Consider the following 17,767-nt stretch of genomic DNA (forward strand, 5'->3'; position numbering starts at 1 on the left):
ATCGAACGTGACTGACACAGGTCTATGTGCAGGCGACGTCAGTCGGTTCGGCGAAGTTGCTCGTCGAGGATCCGGCATCGTTCCATGGTTGGAACGCCGCCGGTTCGCTCGGCTATTCCCCTGGCGGTGGCGACCAACTCCACTGCCACCGCGCGGTTCCCGGTGAGCATGTGAAGTCGTGCCAGGGCAAGGGCGACGGGACCAACGGAGGCCAATTGCCCGACCACGCCGATACCGTCGGTGAACGGCTCGAGTTCGGCGATGAAATCCTGGGCGTGCTCGATCAATCCGAAGTCGGCGACGACGTGGGCCAGCGCCACGGCGTGGCCCAGTGTGAACCAGACGTGCGCGCCGCGGGTGGCCTGCCGTTGCCGGACGAGGGTGTTGGCGAGATCGCGGTCGAGGGGTGCCCCGGGGATCGATGCCAATCCTGCGGCGATGACTCCGAGCATGTTGGTGTCGGTGGGACTGGCGACGACCTCGGTGATCAGTTCGCGGGCCATGACCTTCTCCGACTCCGAGAGGAAACCCTGCTCACGGCGCAGGCCCATCAGCGACATCGTCGACTGGCCGGTCACGTAGAGCTCGGTCTGCTCGTGTACCCGCTTGGCAATGGATTGGTGGTGTTCCGCGCGCTCGAAATCGCCGTGCCAGACCGCGACCACCACCTCCATCCACCGCAACTGCGCACGCAAGATGGGCAGGCTCAGTTCTTCGGCGCCCGCGATGGCTTGCTGTAGATGGTCCTGCACCGCGGCGATGTCGCCCAGGGTGTACGCGGCCATGGTCGCGATCGAATGGGCGATGACGGCGTCGAAGCTGGCCTGGCGGTGCTCGAAAGCCAACAGTTCGCCGATCACCGTGATGACTTCGCTCGCGTGGGTCGATACACCCGAGAAGGTGATCAGCCACGCCATCATGACCTCGGCGGTGATCTCCGGGTCGTCGGCGATCGCGGCGTATTCCTGTGCCCGCCTGATCAGTTCGGGTGCGAGCGTCGGATCCGGATGGTAGCTGTGCCCGACGCTGAGTGCCCCCAGAACCTGGGCCCGGGCTGCGGGGTCGTCGGCGACCACCTTTTCGGCCCTGGCCAGCAGGAGCAGCAGTGGAGCGGGATCCTTGGTCGGTGAGACCCACGGCCAACCGCCCCCGGAGCGCAGCAGCGAGCCTGCGAGTCTTCCCACAGTCGAGGGTTTTTCGGCTCGCACCGCCACCGTCAACGCCGTCTCGACCGTTTCGAGCACGGTTTGCCCACGCCCCGACCGTGAAAGGGCTTCGAGTAGTGCGACGGTCAACTCGTCGCGCTGCTCGTCGATCTGCTCGGCGGCAGGCAATAGTTCGTAGGCTGCCAGGGCCTGCTGCCACCAGTACACAGCGGCCTCGGAGTTCCACCGGCTTGCGGAGTCGGTCGCAGCGCCGGCACAGGCGGCCACCGCATCCCCGGGATCGACGAGAGGCAGTGCGGCCACCAGATGCTGTGCCCGCCTGGTGACTACATCGGCGCCGACACTTTCGGTCAATACTTCGGCAACTCTGGCATGCGCCCGTTTTCGGCGCAGCGCGGGCATCTGGGCCAGCACCTCCTCGCGCAGCAGGCCGTGCGCGAACGCATAACCGCCGCTGCCGGGCGCGGCTGTGATGATCCGCTCGTCGGCGGCCTCGTCGAGATGATCTGCCAGCGAGTCGATGTCGAGATCAATGGTCCGAGACAGCACGCCGATATCGATGGTGTCGCCGATGATCGCCGCCATCCGGAGGGTCTTGAGCACCTCAGAATCGAGACCGGACAGACGAAGCCCGAGCACCGAACGTACCGCGAGCGGCAGTTCGCCTGTGTTGCGTTCTTCGCGGGACAGGCGCGCGTACTCGGACACGAACAGGGGGTTACCCCCGGTCCGGCGTACCAGGCGGGTGACCTCGTCGTCGGTCAGTTCACCTCCTGCCGTCTGCGTTGCCAGGGCAGAGGCTTCGTCGTCGTCGAGGGCCGGCACCACGATCTGGCGGTTGCCGGTGGCACGGGCGACCGCGCTGAGCAAACGTCCGATCGCGGGATGATGCTCGCCCTCGCGGAGCGTGATCACGAACGCGATCCGATGATGGTGGGCGGAGGTCGCCATCGACGCCAGGGCGCCGACGGACATCGAATCGGCCCACTGCGCGTCGTCGACCACCACTGCCAGAGGCTTCGTCGCCGCACCTTCCTCGAGTATCCGCTGGATCCGGTCGTAGGCAGTGAAACGGGCGGTGTCGGCGTCGACACCCTCTGGCGTGGCGAGGATTTCGGCAGGGTCGGTGCCCAACGCGTCCACCAGTTGCCGCGCAGGCCACCACGCCGGTGCCCCCTCCTCTGGGTTCCTCGCCCAGATCGCACGGCCGCCCATCGACTCCAGTCGTCGGGCCGCCTCGTCGGCGAGCCGAGTCTTGCCGATACCCGGCGGCCCGATCAGGATCAGCCAACGCGTGGCTCCGGCGACGACGTCGTCGAGCAGCCGTGCGATCAGCGCTTGTTCGCGGACCCTTCCGACCAGTCCGCCGGGTGCGGGAACCTCAGGTGCCGCAGTCGAATGATCTACGGCAGGATCGGGTTCCGGTGTACGCAGTTCACCCGCGCCCGACCAACTGGGTCTGCGGGGCCAGGCCGCCAGTTCCGGGTCGTGCCGCAGTACCGCGCCCTGGAGTTCGCGGAGTTCGGCACTCGGTTCGAGACCGAGGTCGGTGTCGAGGCGACGGGCGTGATCGGCGTAGACATCCAGCGCCTCAGCCGAACGCCCCGCGCGGTGCAGCGCGAGAATGTGCAACCACGCACTGCGGTCGCGGTAGGGCTGGTCGGTGCGCAGCGCAACGACGTCCGCAAGCGCCTGCGCCAGCCTGCCGAGCGCCAACAATGCGGTGATCCTGACTTCGCGGCACCCGCTGCGAATCTCTTCGAGGCGCGCGGCCTCGGTGTGCACCCATTCCTCGTCGCGCTGGCCGACGAGCAATTCGCCGCGCCACAGCTTCAACGCCCGTTCGGCGGTGTCGAGGGCCAGTGCCCACGCCTCGTCGTCGGACGCCTGCCGGGACTGGTTGGCAAGGTCGAGGAACTCGCTGACGTCGACCTCGGACTCGGCGACATCGAGGATGTACCCGTTCGACTGCCGCCGGATCGGTGAGGTCCCGACCGCGTCATCGCGCAGGGCTCGCCGCAGGTTCGAGATATAGGCCTGCAGACTCGACATCGCGCTCGGTGGTGCCTCCTCACCCCACAACGCGTCGGACAAGCGGTCGGTGGACACGACAGTGCCGCGATTGATCAGCAGAATCGCCAGGATCGTCTGCTGCTTCGGCGACCCGAGATCGACCGACACGGCACCGTCGCCCGCCCCCCGGACAACGGAGAGCGGGCCGAGTAGCTGGTAGCGCATGGCCTGCCTTCCGACCTCGTGTCCCGTACGCGAATCGAGTAAGAGCTTAGGCGACTCGGACGGGATGCGGGATGGATAGACCGCGGGCCCTCTCACCAGGCGATCTTCGCCCCGTCGGGGCTCACACTGTGGAGTTGTCAATGTTCGCGCCGCGCCGGTGTCATCCGGTGCTGCGGTAGTAACTTCGGACTGCGTCGTCGTGGGTAGTTTCTCGTGGATTTGTGGGCGTGTTAGGCGGCGAGTGGTTCGTTGGTCATGGTCCGTCGGGCGTGGGACCGGATTGGTTCGGTCTTCCCGGGCGCGATGAACCAGGGGTGTCCGTCTGCCACATGGGTCGAGCTCCGCTCCGCTTCGTCTGCGCCGATGAGGACGGCCCAGCCTTTGTGGTGGATGTAGTTGCGGTGCCGACGGCACACCGGTGGGGACAGGGCGATAGCCATCTCGTGGGCTCGTCGGCTCACTGCCGCCGGCGTCGACACACGAGCTTCGGTCAACAACCCACGCACGCAGTCGTTGCGGTCGGACTCCGACAGATCCGGATCACGTCGATCGATGTGACCTAGGCCTTTGACGATGGCGTCCACGTGCTCGGCGGATACCGTCGTTGATAGGTGATCGAACAGCCCCCGCAAGTTCATGACTCGAAGCTACCTCAAGACCTGGATTAGCACAAGTGTTCGATAGTAGTTATTTCGCTGTCCGGCAACATGTTTCGCACCATCGACAGTAGGCCGCAACCAGGATATCAGCGCGGTCTGACATCGCCGGAAACGAACCAATAGGGCACAGTCGACGGTCAGAAGGGCACGCTCGGCGCGGGTTTCGGCACGGTCGGCGGCCGGTTCGGCACGGTCGGCGACTGTTTCGGCACGCTCGAGGAGTGCGACCGGTCAGGCGCCGGATGTGAGCAGCGAACCCGTCGTCGGTACGCGACGCCGCCCTGAGGTCTTCGAGCGGCGGGTGCCGACCACGCGGCACACCAGATAGATGGCGAATGAGATCGTGGTGACGAACACCGACGGCGGCAGAGCAGGCGCCAGTGACAGGATGATGCCGCCGACGGCCGCAACCACACCGAACAGGATCGACAACCCCAGTACAACTGTCGGATTCGACGAAATCCTCATCGCGGCGGCCGCCGGCGTGATGAGTAGTGACATCACCAGCAGCGCACCGATGATCTGTACGCTTTGCGCGACCGCGGCACCGAGTAGCACAGCGAACACCACGGACAGCAGTTTCATCGGCACACCGCGCGCCTCGGCGACCCGCGGATCGGTGCTGGCGAACAGCAGCGGCCGGTAGATGACAGCCATCACTGCCACCACGATGACCGTGGTGATCACCACGGCCACAACACCTTTTGCCCCTGCGTTGACGGCCTGGCCGGTGAGGAGGTTGAAGCCGGTTCCGGTTCGTCCGTAGAGCGCGATGAACAGCACTCCCAGTCCCAGACCGAACGCCATCACCACGCCGATCACCGAATCCCGTTCACGCACCCGGGTTCCGAGTAACCCGAAGATCACTGACGCGATCACCGCGCCGATCAGACCGCCGAGGTTGACGCTGAAGCCGAGTAGAAGCGCGGCGGCCGCGCCGGTGAAGGTCAGCTCGCTTGTACCGTGCACCGCGAAGGACATCTGCCTGCTCACGATCATCGGACCGAGCAGGCCGCCGAGGACACCGAGCAGGGCTGTTGCGAGCAGTGCCTGTTGAACGAAGGGGTATCCCAACAGATTGGCGGTCTCACCGAAGTCGAAGAAATCGGACCAGGTGGCGCTCACTCAGCGACCTCTGAGGTGCCGGCGAAGTGCTGATCTGTGAGGTGATGGTCTCCGTGGCACGCGGATTCGTCCGCCCCGACGACTATGAGGCGGCCCTGCACGTGCAGGACGTCGACCCGGGTCTGGTACAGCTCGCTGAGGGTCTCCGACGTCATCACCTCGTTGGGCGTTCCGATCCGGAAGCGGCCGTCGACGAGATAGACGACGCGGTCGACGTACGGCAGGATCGGGTTGATCTCGTGGGTCACGAACAGAACCGCGGTGCCGTGGTCGCGCCGGCGCCGGTCGATCAGCGCAGCCACCCGGCCCTGGTTGGCGGGATCGAGGCTCAGGAGTGGTTCGTCGCACAGGAGCACTGTCGGATCTCCGGACAGCGCCTGAGCCACGCGCAGTCGCTGCTGCTCACCGCCACTGAGCAGGCCCAAGGGTGCGTCAGCGAAGTCGCGGGCGTCCACCTGGGCGACGGCGTCGTCGACAAGCTTGTTGCGGCGCTTCCGATTTCGCCATCCCAAACCCCAGGTCTGACCGTCTACCCCGAGGCCGACCAGATCCCGACCCCGCAGCGGTACGCCCTCATCGTGGGTCTGCTGCTGCGGGATGTATCCGATCGTGCTGTCGCCGCGACGGAGCGTACGACCGGCAACCGTCACCGACCCGGCATCCAATTCATATTGACCCAGCAGGGTTTTCAGCAACGAGGTCTTGCCGGAGCCGTTCGGCCCCAGGACCGCGACGAACTCTCCACGAGCGAGGGTCAGGTCGAAATCGTCCCATAGCACCCGTTGCCCGAATGACAGCCGGGCGCCGCTGATGGTGACGGCAGCGGGCCGCTGCTCGCCGAGAACGGGTGCCGGTACGGGCTGGGTCATCTGTTGGGCTGCCTACATCGGGTGGTGCTGGACGGATCAGGGCTGGCTGGATCGATCAGGGGGTACTGGGCGCGCCGGACGCCAGGGCGGACGTCAGCGTCTCAACATTAGCCCGCTGCCACGCGATGTAGTCGGTGACTCCGACAGGAAGGGTCTCGGTGAAGTCGACGACGGGCACGCCTGCGTTGCTCGCGATGTCGAGTAGGGCTTTCGCGCTTTCATCGACCGCCTGGGTGTTGTAGACGAGCGCCCGCACCGAGCGGTCGCGGAGCAGATCCTGGGTGGCGGCGACGTCGCGCGCCGACGGCGACTGCCCGGCTTCGACAGCGTCCTGGAATCCGGCAGGGGTGACGTCCTCGAGGCCGGCTTCTGCGAGCAGATGGCCGGCGAGGGGTTCGGTCTGTGCCACCCGCGCACCGGGATTTGCGGCCTTGATGGCGGCGAGTTCGGTCTTGAGTTGCGCGATCTGCTCGTTGAACGAGCCCGCGTTGTCGCGGTAGTACTGCTCATTCGCGCTGTCTTTCTCGGACAGCGCGTTCGCGATCTTGTTCGCGACCTCGCCGACGACCGTCAAGTTGTAGAACACATGCTCGTTGACCGCGCCGGGCGCATGGTCGTGGCCCTCTTCTTCGTGGGACTCACCATCTGCGTGCTCGTGACCCTCTTCCTCGGAGTGCTCGGTGCCCTCCATCAGATCGAAGGCGTTGACGACGATGGCGTCGGGACCCTTCGGGGCCTCTTCCATGTAGGCGTCGTAGTGACCGCCGTTGAGCACCACCACGCCGGCGTCGGAGACCCTGGCCGTGTCCTTCGCGCTGGCCTCGAACTCGTGCGGGTCGCCGTCCGGCGAGGTGTAGATCGATGTGACCTGAGCGTGCTCGCCGCCGATCGCCGAGGCGACCGCGCCCCAGACGTCGGTGGATGCGACCACGTCGACCTTGCCGTCAGAGGTGGTGCCCGCGTCGTCGGAGGAGCATCCGGCTACCACCCCGGTGGCCAGGGTGAGGGCCGCGGTGACCCCCAGGAATCGGGTCCAGGTGCGCATCGGGAAGAACCTTTCACGTCGTGTGTGGGCGATTCGCGCATGGGCTCGCTGCGAACTCCGCCGAACAGACGCTAATGATAACCGTTACCGACAGGGATGCGAAATCAATTCGACCCGAGGACTGACGGGGTGACGAAACGCCGTACGAGCTCTCGCTCTTCGGCGGCGTCGGCGCCCGGAGTCATCAGCAGCGACAGGATGATTCGCACCATGAAACGGCCTTGCAGGTTCGATTCGGCCCCGGGATCGTGTTCCTCTCCGTGTACGAATGCGACCGCGATGCGGTTCACCAACTCCGACGAGGTGCCGATCGCTCCTGTCAACGCGGCCGATTCGGGGAGGAACCAGGTCCGCAGCACCGGATCGGATCTGACTCCGTCGACAGCAGCCAAGATCGCCTCGGTGACCTGTTCGTGTAGGTCGGGAATCTCTGCGACCTGGTCGGCGATCTCCTTCGACAGGGTTCGCGTCTCCCGGTCGACAAAGGCCATGTAGAGGTCGCTCCGAGAGGCGAAGTAGCGGTAGAGGGTCGCACGAGAACATCCGGCAGCGGCTGCGATCTGATTCATGTTCACCGGCGCGACGCCGTGGGTGAGGAACAGGTCGGCGGCTACGTCGAGGATGCGATCGGCCGCCATGGCGGAACGATTGCTGCCTAGCCAGGAGGGTGCCTCCGGAGTCATCGACCCACGGTGGAGTTGGGTGGCGACGGGTGAAAACCCAGGGTCAGGGGACGCCGGACGTAGTTGCCCTGGGCGTAGGTGACCGACTCCGGATCGATCGTGTACTCGGGGCATCGCCTCAGCAGCTCTTCGATGGCGACCCTGGTCTGCATCCGGGCTGCGGCGGCGCCAAGGCAGTGGTGACCGCCCCGGCTGAAGGTCATGATGTAGCGGGGGCGTCGACGGATGTCGAGTACATCTGCGTCGGGGCCGTACGCTCGCGGATCCCGATTGGCCGAACCGTAGGCGAGCAACACCTTGCGGTCGGCCGGGATGGCGCCGCCGTCGAACTCGACGGGCGCTGTGGTGGTGCGGGCGAGGCCCTGAACGGGAGAGGTCAAACGCAGGAACTCATCGACCGCGTCGCCGATCAGGGCTGGATTGGCAGCGAGTTCCGCCCGCTGGCCGGGGTTCTCGGCGAGCAATTGTGTGGCGCCGCCCAAAACGCCGGTGGTGGTGTCGTTGCCGCCGGCAACCATGGTGAAGGTGAAGGCGAGGATCGACAACAACCCCTCAGTGTTGCCGTCCTCCGCAACTCCCGCCTTCACCAGATGCGACACGGTGTCGTCGCCCGGATGCTCGCGTCGGTACGAGATGAGTTGACCGAAGTAGGCCATCATTTCCATGATCGCACCGGTGGCGGCTTCGCCTGCTTGCGCGAGATTCGAGGTGTCTGCACCGACCACGGCCGCGGTCCACCCGTCGAACGCCGTCCGATCCGACTCTGGCACACCGAGATAGTGTGCGACGACCATCGACGGGAGCGGCTTGAAGAGATCGGCGACGATGTCGCCGCCGTTCGATTCGATGAGCCGATCGAGCCGCGCGGTGACGAACTCCCGGACTGCGGGTTCGATGTCGACGACCTGCTTGGGGGTGAAGCCCCGCGCGACGAGCTTCCGGAAATCCGTGTGCTGTGGCGGATCCTGCATGACCATGGGCGGGTTGTCGGCGAGGCCGATGCTCTCGAGTTCGCCGTAGGTGACGGTCAGCCCCTTGGTGGAGGTGAACGTGCGCCAATCGTCAGCTGCCCGGCTCACGTCTGCGTGTCGCGTGAGGACCCAGAAGTCCTTGTCGGGATGGTCGGTGTGTACGCGGTGCACGGGGTCGTGGTCGCGGAGATCTGCGTACATCTGCCACGGCTCGCGCCATGACTCGCCGGAAAGCAGATGGAACTGCGCGCGGTGGGACAGATGAGCTGTCATGTCTCAAGAATGAGACAGATTGGCACCTGTGTCAATGCCCCGCGGCAGTCAAGCCTTGACTGCCGCCGACAGTGAATCGTCGAGAATGCCCATCGCGCGGTCGAGGTCGTCGTCGCTGATGGTCAGCGGCGGCGCCAATCGGAAGATGCCGCCCATCCCGGGCAGCTGGACGATGTTCATGTGTAATCCGCGCTCGAGGCATTCGGTGGTGACCTGTTGTCCGAGCTGGTCGGCGGGCGCCTTGGTCAGCCGGTCGGATACGAGTTCGATGCCCTGGAACAGGCCACGGCCCCTGACGTCGCCGATCACGTCATGCCGGGACTGAAGGTCGAGGAGGTGGTCGCGCAGTCGCTTTCCGGATCGGGCGGCACGACGGACGAGATCGTCGCGCTGCACCACGCGCAACACGGTGGAGGCGACGGCGCCCGCGAGAGGGTCGGAGACATGCGTGGTGAAGAACAGGTAGCCGCGCTCGTGGCAGCGTTCCTCGACCTCTGCCGACGTGACGACCGCGGCGACCGGGAGTCCGGCTCCCAGCGTCTTGGACAGGGTGATGATGTCAGGGGCCGCACCGTCGCGCTCGAACGCATACATCGCTCCGGTGCGTCCGAGTCCGGTCTGCGCTTCATCTGCGATCAGGAGCATCTCGCGCTCGTCGCACTTGTTCTTCAACGCGGCCAGGTACCCGACAGGCAGATCGATGAGGCCGCCCGACGACACGATCGGCTCGATGATGCACGCGGCCAGCGACCCCGCGGACTGCTGGTCGATGAGATCGAACCCGTAATCGAGTTCGCCCTGCCAATCGTGGTCGCCGCCGGCCGTGCGAAACGGTGACCGATACGCGTTGGGCGTTGCCAGGGTGAAGTTGCCGGGCGGAGGCGGCCCGTAACCCTTGCGGCCCGCCGAATAGGTGGCCGCAGCAGCACCCGATGTCATCCCGTGCCAGGAACGGTCGAACGAGACGATCTCGTACCTACCCGTATAGAGCTTGGCCATCTTGAGTGCGGCCTCGTTGGACTCGGCGCCGGTCGACAGGAGCATCACCTTGTCCAGCCCGGCGGGCAGGGTCGCAGACAACGCACGGGCGAACTCGACGACGGGCCGACTGAGCATTCCGCTGAAGAGGTGATCGAGGTTTGTCATCGCGGTGTGCACGGCGTCGACGATCTCTGGATGGCCATGGCCCAGAATCGAACTCATCTGTCCCGAGGTGAAGTCGAGGATGGGGACGCCGTCCGAGTCGTAGACGTGGGAACCACTCGCGCGCTCGATGATCCGGGGCGTGAACGTGCCGCCGTAGCGGATGAGGTGGTCACGGGCGGTCGACCAGAACTCCGAATTCGTCACGGTGGACTCCTGTTGATGGTTGGCGTTTGACCAACGATCTCAGGTGCGCGCCGACTTTGTCCCCTGAGAGGTCGCCGATGGAAGATTCCCCTCGGCGGCCCTCGCGGGGGACGAAAATCGCCGAACTCAGACGGTGTGTGGCATCAGCGCGCCGGGCGGGATCTGACCGAACCTGCCCGCATTGAAGTCTTCGACCGCCTCGACCAGCTCGGCCTTTGAGTTCATCACGAACGGTCCGTACTGGAAGACCGGCTCGCGGATCGGCTGTCCGCCGAGCAGCAGTACCTCGAGGGCAGGACGATTGGAGTCCTGGTTCTGGGCCGCCGCCAGCGAGATGCGGTCACCGGGCCCGAGCACTGCGAGCTGTCCCTGCTGGATCGGAGTGCCGACCGGGCCGACCGTCCCGCGTCCTGACAGCACGTAGACGAGGGCGTTGAAGTCGCGATTCCACGGTAGGTCGAGAGCGGCCCCCGGCTGAACTGTGGCGTGAGCCAGGGTGATCGGGGTACGGGTCGAACCCGGGCCGCGGTGGTCGCCGACGTTGCCGGCGATGATGCGGACGAGTGCGCCGCCGTCAGGGGAGCTGACCAGGGTTGCCTGGTTGCCCTCGATGGCCTGGTACGCCGGGTCGGTGAACTTGTCGCGCTTCGGCAGGTTGACCCACAGCTGCACGCCGTGGAAGAGGCCGCCGCTCTCGACCAGCTCGGCCGGCGGTGTCTCGATGTGCAGGATGCCCGAACCGGCGGTCATCCACTGCGCGGCGCCGTCTTCGATCATCCCGCCGCCGCCGTGGGAATCCTGATGGGCGAAGCGGCCGTCGATCATGTACGTGACCGTCTCGAAGCCGCGGTGCGGGTGCCAGCTGGTGCCCTTCGGCTCGCCGGGCTCGTACTCGACCTCGCCCATCTGATCCATGTGGACAAAGGGGTCGAGAGCAGTTGATGGCACGCCGGCGAATGCGCGAACCACGGGGAATCCCTCGCCCTCGTGACCGCGTGGGCCGGTGGTCACCGTGCGAACCGGGCGCTGGGTGTCGGTGGCCACCGGACCGGCGACGCGGGGGAGGGTCAAGGTATTTGCGCTCACAGCGGGCATGAGGTGCTCCTTCGAGGCGGGAAGTTCTTACGACCAGTGTAACCGGACCGTGGTCCGATTTGTTCCGGTCGGGTGCCGGACGTCGGGCCACCGGTGCTTTCGGCCCACAGGATTAGTGTGGACGCATGGGCACCTTCACGCGCCAGGTCGCCGCCGGCGACGGTACGGACATCGCTTACCGGGTCACCGGCCCGGCCGACTCGGTGGACGACACCGCAAGTGCGGGCGATGTCCCGACATTGCTGTTGATCCACGGTTGGGCGCAGACCGGCGACTGCTGGGGGGATGGCCTGATCGGCGACCTCGCGGCGCGGTACCGCGTGATCGCGATGGACCTGCGTGGCCACGGTGCTTCGGGAGTGCCGACAGTCGATCGGTTGACCTCTGAGGACTTCGGCGGCGACGTCGCCGCGGTCCTCGCCGCGGAGGTGCCACCCGGCGGACCGGTGTTCTTGCTGGGTTGGTCCTACGGCGGCCTGGTGATCGGTGACTTCCTCGCCCGCGCCGGGGAGATCGTCCCCGCTGGGCTGATCTTTGTCGGTGCCATCACGTCGATCGGACGCGGACAGGCAGGGGGCAGGGTGGGGCCACAGATGCGGGCCGCGCTACCCGATGCCTACTCCGAGGACCCCGCCACAGCGGTCGCTGCGCTGCAATCATTCGTCGGCGGACTGGCCCCCGCCGGACAGGGTGCGTGCGCTCAACGCCTTCTGGGTACCTCTCTCACCGTGCCCCCACAGATCCGCGCCGGGTTGTTCGCGCGGGAAGCCGCGAACGACGCGTTGTTGGCGCAGGCGGGACTGCCGATACTGCTGATCCACGGGACCGCCGACGGCGTCGTGGACATCTCCAGCGCCGAACACCTCGCCGGACTCGTCCCGGGCGCGCTGACCCGATTCTGGGACGGCGTCGGGCACGCACCCTTCCTGGACGACCCGCGTCGCTTCGTCCGGGAGGTCGACGACTTCCTGGTCGGCGCGACCGTGCCCGGCGGTGTGCGATGACCGGTTCGCCGCCGCGTCGCGTTGCGCTGATCTCGGTACACACCTCGCCGCTGGCCCAACCCGGGGTAGGAGACGCGGGTGGGATGAACGTGTACGTGTGGCAGACGGCGAAACGGTTGGCCCAACGCGGAGTGGAGGTCGAGATATTCACCCGGGCAACCTCTTCCACAGACGAACCGGTGGTGACGGCGGCGCCGGGGGTGACCGTCCGCAACGTGGTCGCCGGGCCCTTCGAGGGACTGGACAAGCGAGACCTACCCACCCAGTTGTGTGCCTTCACGGCCGGCGTCCTGCGCGCCGAGGCGGGGCGGCCGGTCGGCTACTACGACCTGGTTCACTCGCACTACTGGTTGTCCGGCCAGGTCGGCTGGCTGGTGCGCGACCGCTGGGCGGTGCCGTTGGTTCACACCGCCCACACCCTTGCCGCGGTCAAGAACGCATCGCTTGCCGCGGGCGACACCCCGGAACCGCCCATGCGGCAGGTCGGCGAACAGCAGGTCGTCGATGAGGCCGATCGGCTGATCGTGAACACCGAATCCGAGGCGCAGCAGTTGATCTCGATCCACGGAGCCGACCCCCGACGGATCGACGTGGTCACTCCCGGCGCCGATCTCGATTGCTACACCCCGGGTTCGCGGACCCAGGCGCGGCTCGAGTTCGGCCTCGACCCAGACGAGGTCGTGGTGACGTTCGTCGGGCGCATCCAGCCGCTCAAGGCCCCCGACGTCCTGCTCCGGGCAGCGGCGCCGCTGATCAGGCGTGGCCTCGCCGACGGTAAGAAGCTGCGGTTGCTGATCGCCGGCGGGCCGTCCGGATCGGGCTTGGACAGACCCTCGTCGTTGATCGACCTGGCCAGGGAACTCGGGGTCGAATCGTCGGTGACCTTCATTCCGCCGCAGTCGCCGCAGCGACTCGTCCAGGTCTACCGCGCATCGAATCTGGTTGCAGTCCCCAGCTATTCGGAGAGTTTTGGACTGGTCGCGATCGAGGCGCAGGCGACCGGGGTGCCGGTGCTCGCGGCAAAGGTCGGCGGGTTGGGTGTCGCGGTCGAGAACGGGGTCAGTGGCATACTGGTCGACGGGCACGACATCGACGACTGGAGCGCGGAACTGGACCGGTTGCTCGGCGACCTGCCGAAGCTGGAAGCCATGGGCGCAGCGGCTCACCAACATGCGCAACACTTCTCGTGGGATCACACCGCAGACCAACTGTTGGCCGGCTACGGCAAGGCGATCGAGACCTTCCGCAGCCGTATCGCGCCGCGGGCCGGCGCTTCGCCCGTCGTGGCCGCCAACGGGACAGATACCGAAGACGATCGACCATTGACGCGGATCGCCCGCCGATTCGCAGGACGACGGAATGGAGTACGTACGTGACCACACAGGTGACCACAGACCTGAGCGGCATCATCGAGGACTTCCTCGGTGAGCGTGAATTGACTTACAGCCGCAAGGACTCCGGTGGAAAAGACGCCGATTACTTCGTGATCGAGCTGCCGGGTGAAAAGAAGCTCAAGACCACAGTGCTGCTGACGGTGGGTCCACACGGACTGCGTCTGGAAGCATTCGTCTGCCGCAAGCCCGATGAGAATCACGAGGGTGTCTACAAATGGATGCTCAAGCGAAATCGTCGGCTCTACGGGGTGGCATACACCCTCGACAACGCCGGGGACATCTATCTGGTGGGCAGGCACTCGGCCGACTCCATCACTGCAGCCGAACTGGACCGGCTTCTCGGTCAGACGCTGGAAGCAGCCGACGGCGATTTCAACGTGTTGCTGGAGATCGGGTTCATCACCTCGATCCGCAGGGAGTGGGCATGGCGGGTCTCGCGAGGTGAGTCGTTGAACAACCTCAAGGCGTTCGAGCACCTCATCGAGGGGCATGAACCCGGGGGTGTTCGGCCGGATGATGCCGGCGCTGGCAGAGCGGACGGAACCGGCGCTCCACAGGCCGGTGGCAGCAGGGCGGGGTCCGTGGTGCAAAACGGGGTGCCGCGTCGCGATCTCGGCGATGATGAGGGTGATGTGTCCGATTCTGCGGAAGCCTGACAACAATCATTGGTATGTTCTGCTGCAGAAGCAACCCACGATGCCGGAGGTCAGTCAGTCATGAGTTTCACGAGTCCGTATCCCCCTGTTGAGATACCCGACGGCTCGATCTACGAGACGCTCTTCGGCACGATCAGCGAGGAGGACCTCGAGCGGGTCGCCGTCATCGACGCCGGCGCCACCGAGGGCACGTCGTACCGGGAATTGATCGGACGGATCAACGCGTTCGCCGGGGCACTGGCCGCACGTGGTATCGCGGTCGGCGACAAGGTGGCGCTGCTGTCACCGAACACGTCGGCGTTCGCGTTCGTGTTCCACGGCATCCTGCGGGCCGGTGCGACGGCGACCACGGTCAATGCGCTGTTCACGGCGCCCGAGATCGCCAAGCAGCTCACCGACTCCGGTGCCAAGATGCTGATCACCATCACCCAGCTCGCCGACGGCGCGAAGGCCGCAGCAGAGAAGGTGGGTCTGCCCGAGAGCGCAGTGATCATCCTCAACGGGCCCGGTGAGGGCGAGAGTCCCAATCCGAACGCCATCGATCTGTTGGCCCAGGGCCTGCCCGCTCCCGACGTGAGCTTCGACCCCGCGACGCATCTCGCCGTGCTGCCGTACAGCTCGGGCACCACGGGCAATCCCAAGGGTGTGATGCTCACCCATCGCAACCTCGTTGCGAACGTCGCGCAGATCCAGCCGCTGCTCAACATGTCGGCGAGTGATGCGGTGCTGGCCGTGCTGCCGTTCTTCCACATCTACGGCATGACGGTGTTGCTCAACGCGGCCCTGTACAACCGTGCCCAACTCGTGGTGATGCCGCGTTTCGAACTGGTGCAGTTCCTGGAGTCCATCCAGCAGTACAAATGCAGCTACGTGTTCATCGCGCCGCCGGTCGCCGTCGCGCTGGCCAAGCATCCGCTCGTCGACGACTACGACCTCTCGTCGATCAACACGATCATGTCGGGCGCGGCACCGCTGGACGAAGAACTCGGCAATGCGGTCGCCAAACGTCTCGACACCCAGGTGATCCAGGGCTACGGCATGAGCGAGCTCAGCCCGGTCAGCCACGTCATCCCGACCAACCCCGGCGACGGACCCCAGGCGCCGCTGAGCTCGTGCGGCTGGCCGATCCCGAACACCGTCAACAAGATCGTCGACCCCGCCACCGGCGAGGACATCGGAATCCCGGCCGAAGGTCTGAGCGAGCCGGGCGAGCTGTGGGTGTCCGGACCGAACGTCATGGTCGGGTACCTGAACAACGACTCGGCGACCAAGGAGACCATCGACGGCGACGGCTTCCTGCACACCGGGGACATGGCGAAGGTCGACTCGGATGGCTTCGTCTACATCGTCGACCGGCTCAAGGAGCTCATCAAGTACAAGGGCTACCAGGTGCCGCCTGCCGAGCTCGAGGCATTGCTCCTCACCCACGACGACGTCGCCGACGTCGCGGTGATCGGCGTGATCGAGGCCGACACCGGTGAAGAGATCCCGAAGGCTTTCGTGGTCAAGCGTGAGGGCGCGGACCTCACCGGTGAGCAGGTGATCGAGTTCGTGGCGTCGCAGGTGGCTCCGCACAAGAAGGTCCGTGAGGTCGAGTTCATCGACGCGATTCCGAAGAGTGCCGCCGGCAAGATCCTTCGCAAAGATCTGCGCAAACCGGTCGCCTGACCCAAACGATCCACATATACGAAGACGATCCACCTACAGGTGGATCGTCTTCGTGTATCCGGCGCGTGTGCAGGCTTAGGAGACGGCCTCGGCGTTGTCGTTGGCCTCGATTGCGCCGAGCGACTTGGGCGGCCGCACGTATTTGTTCGGGATGCTCAGTGCTAGGAGCGCTGCACCGATCGCCGCGATGCTGCCGACGATGAACACCAGGCGGAAGCTCGACTCCGAGGGCACACTCTGGCCGCCGCCGAGGTCGATCACCGAGCTGGCGAGGATGGTCGCGAGCAGCGCCGAGGCGATCGCGGTGCCGATCGAGCGCATCAGGGAGTTGAGGCTGTTCGCGGCGGCCATCTGATGCAGCGGAGCCGCGGACATGATGAGCGCGGGCATCGCCGAGTATCCGATCCCCACACCCGCGCTGACGATGACGTTGGCGACGAGGATCTGCCATGGTTCGGCCATCAGGAAGACCGATGTCACATATCCGGCCGCGATCACCGAGGCGCCGATCAGCAGCGTGAACTTCGGGCCGATGACGATGTTGAGCCGCGCGGACACCGGGGAGAGGAACATCATCATGAGTCCGCCCGGAGCCAGGATGAGGCCGGTGGCCAGGATCGTCTCACCCATGCCGTAGTCGACGACCCCGGGGATGTTCGGGATCTGCAGCAGCTGCGGCGCGGACAGGCCGATGGCCATCAGTGAGAAGCCGATGAGCACCGACGCCGCGTTGGTCAGGACGATGATCGGCTGCCTGGACGTGCGCAGATCGACCAGTGGGGTCTTCGTACGCAGTTCGAACCAGCCCCAGATGGCCAGGATCGCCAGACCGGCGACGGTCAGTCCCAACGTCATGGCGCTGGTCCAACCCCAGGTGGCACCCTTCGACAGCGCGAGCAACAACGCCACGAGCGCAGTGGTGAGCCCGACGGCGCCGATGATGTCGAAGGTGCCCGGCGACTTCACTTGCGACTCGCTCACGAGTGTGAACACCAGGATGAACGTGAAGGTGGCAAGGCCGGCGGACGTCCAGAACAGCACGTGCCAATCGAAGGTCTGCGTGATCCACGCCGCCACAGGCAGGCCGATCGCGCCGCCGACACCGAGGGTCGCCGACATCGTGGCGATGGCGCCGGGGATACGAGCCGGATCGAGCTTGTCCCGTAGAAGGCTGATGCCGCAGGGGATCAGGCCCATCGCCAGCCCCTGCAAGCCACGCCCCACGATCATCGGAACCACCAGCGACGTCAGCGCACAGATGACAGAGCCGACGATCATCGCGGCGATACATCCCAGGATCACGGCGCGTTTGCCGAACATGTCGGCGAGGCGCCCGGCGATCGGCATGCCGACCGCAGCGGCCAGCAGGGTCGAGGTGATGACCCACGAGGCGTTGTCGGCGCTGGTGTCGAGGTATTCCGGCAGTTTGCCGACGATCGGGATCACCAAGGTTTGCATGAACGACGCCAGTAGACCGCCGAAGCAGAGCACAGCGATCAGCAATCGCGGGTTCGGGGACTTCTCAGGCGCGGTAGTCATTACTTGCATCATGCATGCAAATGCGCAACGCA

Annotated in this window: 14 protein-coding genes; 4 read left to right on the forward strand and 10 right to left on the reverse strand. The window is 65.8% G+C overall.

Going from position 1 to position 17,767, the window contains the following annotated elements:
- Window positions 1-38: 38 nt before the first annotated feature.
- From J3S28_RS03740 to J3S28_RS03780, 9 genes are all read right to left on the reverse strand, one after another.
- A complete protein-coding gene (locus J3S28_RS03740; protein WP_207837673.1) occupies window positions 39-3,404 on the reverse strand; it encodes an ATP-binding protein in 3,366 nt (1,121 codons plus the stop codon).
- A gap of 230 nt (window positions 3,405-3,634) precedes the next feature.
- Window positions 3,635-4,042 carry a hypothetical protein gene (locus J3S28_RS03745; RefSeq protein ID WP_207837675.1) on the reverse strand — a complete coding sequence of 136 codons (408 nt, stop codon included), beginning with the start codon at window positions 4,040-4,042 and terminating at the stop codon, window positions 3,635-3,637.
- A 252-nt stretch (window positions 4,043-4,294) separates the two neighbouring features.
- A complete protein-coding gene (locus tag J3S28_RS03750; RefSeq protein ID WP_207837677.1) occupies window positions 4,295-5,188 on the reverse strand; it encodes a metal ABC transporter permease in 894 nt (297 codons plus the stop codon).
- Complete coding sequence (locus J3S28_RS03755) at window positions 5,185-6,057, reverse strand: metal ABC transporter ATP-binding protein (protein ID WP_207837679.1); 873 nt, start codon at window positions 6,055-6,057, stop codon at window positions 5,185-5,187. Before J3S28_RS03755 ends, J3S28_RS03750 begins: the two co-directional genes overlap by 4 nt.
- Before the next feature lie 55 nt (window positions 6,058-6,112).
- The gene (locus J3S28_RS03760; RefSeq protein WP_207837682.1) at window positions 6,113-7,102 is read right to left on the reverse strand and encodes a metal ABC transporter solute-binding protein, Zn/Mn family; all 990 of its coding nucleotides are present in this window, start codon (window positions 7,100-7,102) and stop codon (window positions 6,113-6,115) included.
- 104 nt (window positions 7,103-7,206) lie between these two features.
- Window positions 7,207-7,740 carry a TetR/AcrR family transcriptional regulator gene (locus tag J3S28_RS03765; RefSeq protein ID WP_237340941.1) on the reverse strand — a complete coding sequence of 178 codons (534 nt, stop codon included), beginning with the start codon at window positions 7,738-7,740 and terminating at the stop codon, window positions 7,207-7,209.
- 41 nt (window positions 7,741-7,781) lie between these two features.
- Complete coding sequence (locus tag J3S28_RS03770; RefSeq protein ID WP_207837686.1) at window positions 7,782-9,029, reverse strand: cytochrome P450; 1,248 nt, start codon at window positions 9,027-9,029, stop codon at window positions 7,782-7,784.
- 48 nt (window positions 9,030-9,077) lie between these two features.
- On the reverse strand, window positions 9,078-10,379 hold the full coding sequence (locus J3S28_RS03775; RefSeq protein WP_207837689.1) for an aspartate aminotransferase family protein: 1,302 nt from the start codon (window positions 10,377-10,379) through the stop codon (window positions 9,078-9,080).
- Window positions 10,380-10,505: 126 nt separating this feature from the next.
- Window positions 10,506-11,474 (reverse strand): pirin family protein, encoded by a 969-nt coding sequence (locus J3S28_RS03780; protein WP_207837691.1) that lies wholly within the window; start codon window positions 11,472-11,474, stop codon window positions 10,506-10,508.
- Between the two features lie 125 nt (window positions 11,475-11,599).
- Here J3S28_RS03780 and J3S28_RS03785 point away from each other — a divergent pair, with 125 nt between their 5' ends.
- Genes J3S28_RS03785 through J3S28_RS03800 form a run of 4 tightly spaced genes read left to right on the forward strand, consistent with a single transcriptional unit; the run spans window position 11,600 to window position 16,196 of the window.
- A complete protein-coding gene (locus J3S28_RS03785) occupies window positions 11,600-12,478 on the forward strand; it encodes an alpha/beta fold hydrolase (protein WP_207837693.1) in 879 nt (292 codons plus the stop codon).
- The gene (gene mshA / locus J3S28_RS03790) at window positions 12,475-13,854 is read left to right on the forward strand and encodes a D-inositol-3-phosphate glycosyltransferase (protein ID WP_207837695.1); all 1,380 of its coding nucleotides are present in this window, start codon (window positions 12,475-12,477) and stop codon (window positions 13,852-13,854) included. The genes J3S28_RS03785 and mshA overlap by 4 nt, the downstream gene beginning before the upstream one ends.
- Window positions 13,851-14,528, forward strand: coding sequence for a type III secretion system chaperone family protein (locus J3S28_RS03795; protein WP_207837697.1), 678 nt, complete (start codon window positions 13,851-13,853; stop codon window positions 14,526-14,528). Before mshA ends, J3S28_RS03795 begins: the two co-directional genes overlap by 4 nt.
- A gap of 60 nt (window positions 14,529-14,588) precedes the next feature.
- Window positions 14,589-16,196, forward strand: a complete 1,608-nt coding sequence (locus J3S28_RS03800) for an AMP-binding protein (protein ID WP_207837699.1) — start codon at window positions 14,589-14,591, stop codon at window positions 16,194-16,196.
- Between the two features lie 75 nt (window positions 16,197-16,271).
- On the opposite strand, the gene J3S28_RS03805 is transcribed toward J3S28_RS03800, so the two are convergent.
- Complete coding sequence (locus tag J3S28_RS03805) at window positions 16,272-17,735, reverse strand: MFS transporter (RefSeq protein ID WP_207837701.1); 1,464 nt, start codon at window positions 17,733-17,735, stop codon at window positions 16,272-16,274.
- Window positions 17,736-17,767 lie beyond the last annotated feature (32 nt).

Source organism: Williamsia soli, assembly GCF_017377795.1.
Classification (GTDB): domain Bacteria; phylum Actinomycetota; class Actinomycetes; order Mycobacteriales; family Mycobacteriaceae; genus Williamsia; species Williamsia soli.

Excerpts from the sequence above, each read along its gene's own strand:
- J3S28_RS03755 (WP_207837679.1), bottom strand. The coding sequence starts at position 6,057 with ATGACCCAGCCCGTACCGGCACCCGTTCTCGGCGAGCAGCGGCCCGCT.
- J3S28_RS03770 (WP_207837686.1), bottom strand. The coding sequence starts at position 9,029 with ATGACAGCTCATCTGTCCCACCGCGCGCAGTTCCATCTGCTTTCCGGC.
- J3S28_RS03740 (WP_207837673.1), bottom strand. The coding sequence starts at position 3,404 with ATGCGCTACCAGCTACTCGGCCCGCTCTCCGTTGTCCGGGGGGCGGGC.
- J3S28_RS03785 (WP_207837693.1), top strand. The coding sequence starts at position 11,600 with ATGGGCACCTTCACGCGCCAGGTCGCCGCCGGCGACGGTACGGACATC.
- J3S28_RS03745 (WP_207837675.1), bottom strand. The coding sequence starts at position 4,042 with ATGAACTTGCGGGGGCTGTTCGATCACCTATCAACGACGGTATCCGCC.
- J3S28_RS03765 (WP_237340941.1), bottom strand. The coding sequence starts at position 7,740 with ATGGCGGCCGATCGCATCCTCGACGTAGCCGCCGACCTGTTCCTCACC.
- J3S28_RS03760 (WP_207837682.1), bottom strand. The coding sequence starts at position 7,102 with ATGCGCACCTGGACCCGATTCCTGGGGGTCACCGCGGCCCTCACCCTG.
- mshA (WP_207837695.1), top strand. The coding sequence starts at position 12,475 with ATGACCGGTTCGCCGCCGCGTCGCGTTGCGCTGATCTCGGTACACACC.
- J3S28_RS03805 (WP_207837701.1), bottom strand. The coding sequence starts at position 17,735 with ATGACTACCGCGCCTGAGAAGTCCCCGAACCCGCGATTGCTGATCGCT.
- J3S28_RS03780 (WP_207837691.1), bottom strand. The coding sequence starts at position 11,474 with ATGCCCGCTGTGAGCGCAAATACCTTGACCCTCCCCCGCGTCGCCGGT.
- J3S28_RS03800 (WP_207837699.1), top strand. The coding sequence starts at position 14,589 with ATGAGTTTCACGAGTCCGTATCCCCCTGTTGAGATACCCGACGGCTCG.